The sequence below is a fragment of the Dolichospermum sp. LEGE 00240 genome, from assembly GCF_015207875.1.
GTDB lineage: Bacteria > Cyanobacteriota > Cyanobacteriia > Cyanobacteriales > Nostocaceae > Dolichospermum > Dolichospermum gracile.
Window position 1 is genome coordinate 20,945 of the sequence record NZ_JADEVZ010000066.1, and the last position, 7,306, is coordinate 28,250.

7 protein-coding genes are annotated in these 7,306 nt (G+C 38.7%); 4 read left to right on the forward strand and 3 right to left on the reverse strand.

Annotated features, from left to right (window positions below):
- Positions 1–121: 121 nt before the first annotated feature.
- The 4 genes from IQ226_RS18920 (at position 122) to IQ226_RS18935 (ending at position 5,035) form a co-directional block, all read left to right on the forward strand.
- On the forward strand, positions 122–541 hold the full coding sequence (locus tag IQ226_RS18920) for a BlaI/MecI/CopY family transcriptional regulator (protein WP_193897900.1): 420 nt from the start codon (positions 122–124) through the stop codon (positions 539–541).
- A 4-nt stretch (positions 542–545) separates the two neighbouring features.
- Positions 546–1,379: a M56 family metallopeptidase gene (locus tag IQ226_RS18925; RefSeq protein ID WP_193897886.1), complete on the forward strand. Its 834-nt coding sequence runs from the start codon at positions 546–548 to the stop codon at positions 1,377–1,379.
- A gap of 359 nt (positions 1,380–1,738) precedes the next feature.
- Positions 1,739–3,616, forward strand: a complete 1,878-nt coding sequence (gene uvrC, locus IQ226_RS18930) for an excinuclease ABC subunit UvrC (protein ID WP_193897888.1) — start codon at positions 1,739–1,741, stop codon at positions 3,614–3,616.
- 153 nt (positions 3,617–3,769) lie between these two features.
- Positions 3,770–5,035, forward strand: a complete 1,266-nt coding sequence (locus tag IQ226_RS18935; protein ID WP_255539985.1) for a tetratricopeptide repeat protein — start codon at positions 3,770–3,772, stop codon at positions 5,033–5,035.
- Positions 5,036–5,098: 63 nt separating this feature from the next.
- Here the strand turns inward: IQ226_RS18935 and IQ226_RS18940 are convergent, their stop codons facing one another.
- The 3 genes from IQ226_RS18940 to IQ226_RS18950 all read right to left on the reverse strand — a co-directional run.
- Positions 5,099–6,265, reverse strand: coding sequence for a pyridoxal phosphate-dependent aminotransferase (locus IQ226_RS18940; protein WP_193897893.1), 1,167 nt, complete (start codon positions 6,263–6,265; stop codon positions 5,099–5,101).
- Positions 6,266–6,763: 498 nt separating this feature from the next.
- Positions 6,764–6,931 (reverse strand): hypothetical protein, encoded by a 168-nt coding sequence (locus IQ226_RS18945; RefSeq protein ID WP_193897894.1) that lies wholly within the window; start codon positions 6,929–6,931, stop codon positions 6,764–6,766.
- Between the two features lie 241 nt (positions 6,932–7,172).
- Positions 7,173–7,306 (reverse strand): transposase (locus tag IQ226_RS18950; RefSeq protein WP_193897896.1); only part of this gene is annotated, 134 nt, incomplete at its 5' end.

Genomic DNA, 7,306 nt, shown 5'->3' on the forward strand with positions numbered 1-7,306 from the left:
TCAGGAGTCAGGAGTCAGGAGGAAGAATTGGAAGGAAGCACGAATAATATTAAATCTGAAAAAGTGACCGATAAATAAACCTGAAAGCGATAAAATCCAGATGACATCTTCAATTATCAATATGGCTCCTTTACCTGATTACCGCCCCAAACAAATGTCCCTTGGTCCATTGGAAGCAGAAATTCTCAATATCGTCTGGGAACTGAGTTCTGTTACTGTCAAAGATGTACACGATCGCATTTTAGCTGATCCTAACCGCGAATTGGCTTATACTTCCGTAACTACAGTTCTACGTCGGTTGACGGAAAAAGGCTGGTTAGCTTGCAATAAACAAGGAAAGGCCTTTTATTGGCAGCCTTTACTGACTAAACAACAAGCAGAGGTAATTAAGGCACATGATCAATTACAGCGATTTTTAGCGGTGGGAAATCCTGATGTGATTGCGGCATTTGCTGATAGTTTAGATCAAGCCGCTAGTGACCAAATCGAAGCGATCGCTAAACGCATCCAATCTGCACGGGAAGCTAGAGGAGAAAAGTAACATTATGCACTTACTGATGATTATCATCGCTGTTACCATTGCTTGGTGGTTGCGATTTTTTGGCAAAATTCCCCGGGGAAATTGGTATTTACGCTGGCAAAAAACCCTATTTTTATTCCTTTTTCCCCCCTTACTCATCTTCATGACAGTTACCGCTGTAGTCTGTATGGGGACTCAGGGAAAAATGGGCGGAATGTATACCGACTCTTTTAGCTATCTCCTGTCCTTAATTTTTCTGGGATTTTTTAATATCTTCGGTATCAAACTAGCTTTTCAGGGCTGGAAATCCATTCAATCCGCCCGTGAATGCCCCCAAATTACCCTAGATGGTAAATCTGCCCGACTCCTAGAAACTCAAGCTTTATTTGCGGGACAAATGGGTTTTTGGCAACCTGAATTAGTCGTTAGTCAAGGACTACTACAAATTCTCTCTCCAGCCCATCTAGAAAGTGTTTTAGCCCACGAACAAGGGCATTATCAGTATAGGGATACGTTTTGGTTCTTTTGGCTGGGCTGGATGCGTTCTTGTACCGCTTGGTTGCCAAATACCGAGCCTTTATGGCAAGAATTGTTAGTTTTGCGAGAATTACGGGCCGATAGTTATGCTGCATCCCAAGTAGATCCTTTAATATTAGCAGAATCATTGCTATTGGTCGTTAGCAAAAACTCCACAATCTCAGATATTTGTTGTGCGGCTTTGGGGACAGGCGATCGCTTGGAACAAAGAATTGAAGCCTTATTAACACCACCTGAACCAATGTCAGCAGCACAATTACCATCCTGGCGGATTTTTCTCCTCGCCTTTCTCCCCCTAATGACAGTCGTATTTCACACTTGAATGAAGGCAACTAAGGCAGACAAAAGGTAAACAAGGTAGCCTTTGGGTCAGCTAAAATTACTCTGACGTGGGTACTTATCCTGATGTTGTTGAATAGGTCTAGCATAAGTCTCCATACCTAATTTTTTCTAATGAAGTGGGGAATGTGGGTTGATAAAAAAAGGTTTAGCTTCATGCTAAACCCTCATAAAAAGCAGTTATTCGACACACCAGGATTAATGTAAATCTACTTTTATTTCTCTGCATCTTCCTATGGAGTGTGTTTACTTATCTAAGGTTATGATATAGCAGCTATAGTATTTTTAATTTATGGTTTAAAATCAAGACAGGTAAATAGTGAAGTTATATAAAATACATTTGTGACTACATCTGAGCAAATCTTACCACTGTATAAGAACCCAGAACGGTTAGAAAATCGGCTGGGAGAAATTCCCCCAGAACCGGGGGTTTATTTGTTGCGGGATGGCAGCGATCGCCTAATATATATAGGTAAATCTCGTAAATTGCGTTCTCGTGTCCGTTCCTATTTCCGCGACTCCACCAACAAGACGGAACGGATTAACACAATGGTTAAGTTGGTGACAGAAATTGAATTTATTGTCACTGATACCGAAGCTGAAGCATTAGCACTAGAAGCCAATTTAATTAAGCAGCATCAGCCATATTTTAACGTCTTACTCAAAGATGATAAAAAATATCCTTATCTGTGCATTACTTGGTCAGATGAATATCCGCGCATTTTCATTACCCGCAAACGTCAATTAGGAAAAGCCAAAGATAAATACTACGGTCCTTATACAGATTCCGGTTTATTACGAGAAATTGTCCATTTGTGTAAAAAGATTTTTCCTTTACGACAAAGACCACAACCTTTATTTAAAGATCGTCCCTGTTTGAATTATGATATTGGTCGTTGTCCTGGTGTTTGTCAAAAATTAGTTTCCCCGGTTGAATATGCAAAAATTGTCCAAAAAGTAGCGATGGTTTTTCAAGGCAGAACTCAGGAACTAATTGATATTTTAACAGTACAAATGGAAACAGCAGCAGCAGAATTGAATTTTGAAACTGCGGCAAAAATTCGTGATCAAATTGCAGCTTTAAAATCCCTCCATGCGGCTCAAAAAGTATCCTTACCTGATGATACAGTATCACGAGATGCGATCGCTTTAGCCGCCGATGATCAACACGCCTACATTCAATTATTCCAAATTCGCGCCGGTCAATTAGTGGGACGTTTGGCTTTTGTTGCTGACTCCCACCCTGAACCCGGAGCAATTTTACAACGAGTTTTAGAGGAACATTATCAAACAGCAGAAAGTGTAGAAATTCCCAGCGAAGTCTTAGTACAGCATGATTTACCAGATAGTGAGATTTTGTCCGCTATTCTAACAGAACGCAAAGGCAGAAAAGTGACAATTTTCAATCCCTTGCGACAAAGTAAGGCAGAATTAATAGAAATGGTCGAAAAAAATGCCCAATATGAATTACAAAGAATGCAAAAATTGGGTGATAGTAATTTACAAGCAACCCAAGATATAGCCGCTATTCTCGACTTACCAGATTTACCCAAACGCATTGAAGGATATGATATTTCTCATATTCAAGGAACTAATGCAGTAGGTTCTCAAGTCGTATTTATTGATGGTTTACCAGCCAAACAATATTACCGACATTATAAAATTAAAAATCCTGATATTACCATTGGTCATTCCGATGATTTTGCTAGTTTAGCAGAAGTTATTAAGAGAAGATTTCGTAAATATATTGAAGATCCGCAATTAGCAAGATTAGGTAATACTGACTGGCCTGATTTAATTATGATTGATGGTGGTAAAGGTCAACTATCTGCCGTTGTGGGGATTTTAACGGAAATGAATCTATTCGCAGATTTGCGGGTTGTCAGTTTAGCCAAAAAACGAGAAGAAATCTTTTTACCCCACTCATCAAAACCTTTAGAAACAGACTCAGAACAACCAGGAGTCCAGTTATTACGAAGATTGCGAGATGAAGCTCATAGATTTGCTGTCAGTTTTCATCGTCAACAAAGAAGTGATAAACTAAAGCGATCGCATTTGGATGAAATTCCCGGTTTAGGACAAAATCGCCAAAAGTTGCTATTAGCGCATTTTCGCTCTCTTGATTATATTCGTGAAGCTACAACTACACAATTAGCTGAAGTTCCCGGAATTGGTTCACGGTTAGCGCAAGATATTTATGATTATTTCCATCCTGTTTAAATATATTTTTTCAGAGATACGAACCACAGAGGCACAGAGGACACAGAGAGAAGAAAAGTTTCTTAACTGAATTGTATTGAGTCTTGACTCCTGCTGTATTATTAACCAAAGTTGTAAATACCATAGTGTTACCAGATGAAAGTTAGTCTGTGCATGATTGTCAAAAATGAGGAAACTACTTTGCCAAAGTGTTTGGGAAGTGTTAATAATTTCGTTGACGAAATTGTAGTTCTCGATACGGGTTCAACTGACAAAACACCCCAAGTCGCTCAACAATTTGGAGCTAAAGTACATCATTTTCCCTGGGATAATAACTTTAGTTCGGCTCGAAATGAGGCTTTAAAATATGTGACGGGTGATTGGATTTTAGTTTTAGATGCTGATGAAACTTTGACAGATGAAATTATCCCCTTACTCAAATCAGTTATTAGCAAAGAAGAATATCTAGTAATTAATCTAGTCCGTCAAGAAGTCGGTTCAACACAATCACCTTATTCTCTGGTTTCTCGACTATTTCGTCATCATCCCAATATATATTTTGATCGCCCTTATCATGCTTTAATTGATGATAGTGTCACCGCAATTCTCACTCAAGAACCACATTGGCAAATCGGTTATTTACCAGGAGTAGCAATTCTCCATACAGGTTATCAAAAAGCTGTAATTAATGAACAGAATAAATATGCTAAAGCCGCAGCCGCAATGGAAGAGTTTTTTTCCAGTCACCCCAATGATGCTTATGTATGCAGTAAATTGGGAGCTTTGTATATGCAAATGGGGAAAATTAATGGGGGTATGGAGTTATTAAATCGAGGATTAAATCAATTAATTGGTAATCAGGTTAATGAAGAAGAAAAACCATTAAATAAATTGAAAATTTTGCGACCACAGAAAGTTACAGTTGATTTTGATGAAGATATAAATTATGATATTTTATATGAATTGCATTATCATTTAGGAATTGGTTATACAAACTTAAAAGATTTACCTTCAGCTATTTCTCATTATCAAGCTGCGGTAAAATTGCCCATCTATCCCCTTTTGAAATTAGGAGGATACAATAATTTAGGGAATTTATTGAAAAATATCGGCGACTTACCAGAAGCAAAAATTGCTTATGAAACAGCCATAAAAATTGATCCTAATTTTGTAATTGGTTATTATAATTTAGGCATGGTATGTAAAGCTATGGGGTTATTTAGTGAAGCTATTGATGCCTATAATAATGCCATTAATTTGAATCCTGATTATGCAGAAGCTTATCAAAATTTAGGGGTGGTACTGTTGAAAATTGGTGATGTCGAAAATAGTTTAGAAGCTTTTGAATATGCTATTTGTCTCCATGAACTAAATAACCCTGAAGAAGCACAACGACTTCATCAGGGTTTAAAGGAGATGGGTTTGTTGAATAGGGAATAGACAAGCAAATAATATTACCAATTACCAATTACCAATTATCTATTACCAATCACCAATTACCTATTAAATTTGAGAACGGACAAATTTCTCTAATCTATCCATTCCCTTTTCAATCGTTTCCATATCCGTAGCATAGGAAAGACGAATATTTTTATCAGCACCAAAAGCGACACCGGGAATCAGTGCAACTTGATGGGATTCTAGGATAGCGTTGCAAAATTCCAGGGATTTCAAACCGGTTTTGCTGATATCTGGGAAGAGATAAAAAGCACCGTCTGGTTTAGCTGTACTCAAACCCGGAATGGCGTTGAGTCTTTCAAACATTACCTGACGACGTTTAGCAAAAGCTTGACGCATTTCCTCTACACAGTCTTGGGAACTTTCCAATGCAGCGATCGCTCCATATTGAGCAAAAGTACACACATTTGATGTACTATGTCCTTGGATGGTGCTGGCGGCTTTGATAATTTCCACAGGTCCGGCTAAATAACCCAAACGCCAACCAGTCATAGAATAACCCTTAGCGAAACCGCTACTGATTAAGGTGCGAGAAAAGATTTCCTCACCTAAAGAACCTATGCTGATATGTTCTACACCATCATAGAGAATCTTTTCATAAATCTCGTCAGAGACAACATAAATATCTGCATCAACTATTACCTGCGCCAAGGCTTTGATTTCCCCCGGCGTGTAGACCATTCCCGTGGGGTTAGAAGGGGAGTTAAGGACAAATAACTTTGTTTTTGGGGTAATAGCTTTTTTTAGCTGTTCTGGGGTGATTTTGTAGCCAGTGGAAGCATCTGTTTCCACAATCACTGACTTACCACCAACTAATGTCACCATTTCGGGATAACTTAACCAGTAGGGTGAGGGAATAATCACCTCATCACCCGGGTCAATTAATGCCACAATCAAATTATACAGAGAATGCTTACCGCCATTGGTGACAAGGACATTCTCCGCCTTATAATTAAGACCATTATCATGTTTTAGCTTGTGTGCGATCGCTTCCCGTAATTTTGGTTCACCAGCGGCCGGACCATACTTGGTTTTACCTTCATCTAAAGCCTTTGCGGCTGCGGCTTTGATATGCGCTGGGGTGTCAAAATCCGGTTCACCTGCGCTAAAACTACAAACATCTATCCCCTCGGCTTTCATAGCCTTAGCTTTAGCTGCGATGGCTAAGGTGATGGAGGGTGTTACCTGACTTACTCTTGCTGCCAGCTTCATTCTACTTTAATTTCGCCAATATCCTTTCTATCTAAGGATATCCCAGAATCATATCCGATATTTGCCCTTTCTAAATTCTTTTCTCACCAAGCTGGGGACAATTTAATTTTCTTCCAGACTTGACAAGGCGAAAATTTTGGTTTACACTTATGTTAGGAGTATAAATCTGTCCGCGCATATATATAGGGTTGTGGATTGTCAGAATCAAGATGTACAGGATTTTGGGATTTACAGGATGTTGGTTTGCGGTGGAGATTTTTACTTTTTCCATGATTCTTTATGTCAAGACTTGACAAGATGCGATAATTGGATTATGCTTATGTTATGAGTGGGAATCTGTTCGCGCATATATAGTAAACTTTTGGATTGTCTGAATCAGGATTTACAGGATTTTAGGATGTACAGGATTGTGATATTATCATTACCTAAAATATCCTGATATGGCTACGCCACGCTTCGCTATCAGACAAATAAAAATATCCAACTCCCCACCAAAAATCATCCAACAACATCCTGAAAATCCTCAAATCCTGGACATCCTGATTCAGACAAATAAAAATCACCAACTCCCCACCAACAATCATCTAATAACATCCTGAAAATCCTCAAATCCTGGACATCCTGATTCAGACAAATAAAAATATCCAAATCCCCACCAACAATCATCTAATAACATCCTGAAAATCCTCAAATCCTGGACATCCTGATTCAGACAAATAAAAATCACCAACTCCCCACCAAAAATCATCCAACAACATCCTGAAAATCCTCAAATCCTGTAAATCCTGATTCTGACAATTAAACGCAGATGAACGCAGATAAACGCGGATGTTATACCAATTTTTAATTTCTCTCCCAATCCTGGATATCCTGAGAGGATGTTTGAAAAGTTTTGAGGAGTCAAAATTTATGCTAATCGCCTGAGCATGATACGGATCATAGCTAGATAGATAAAAGTCTCAGAGGTTTCAGGTAATAACTCGTAGTCTCTGACTAACCGACGACAACCCATCAGCCAGCCAAAAGTACGTTCCACAACCC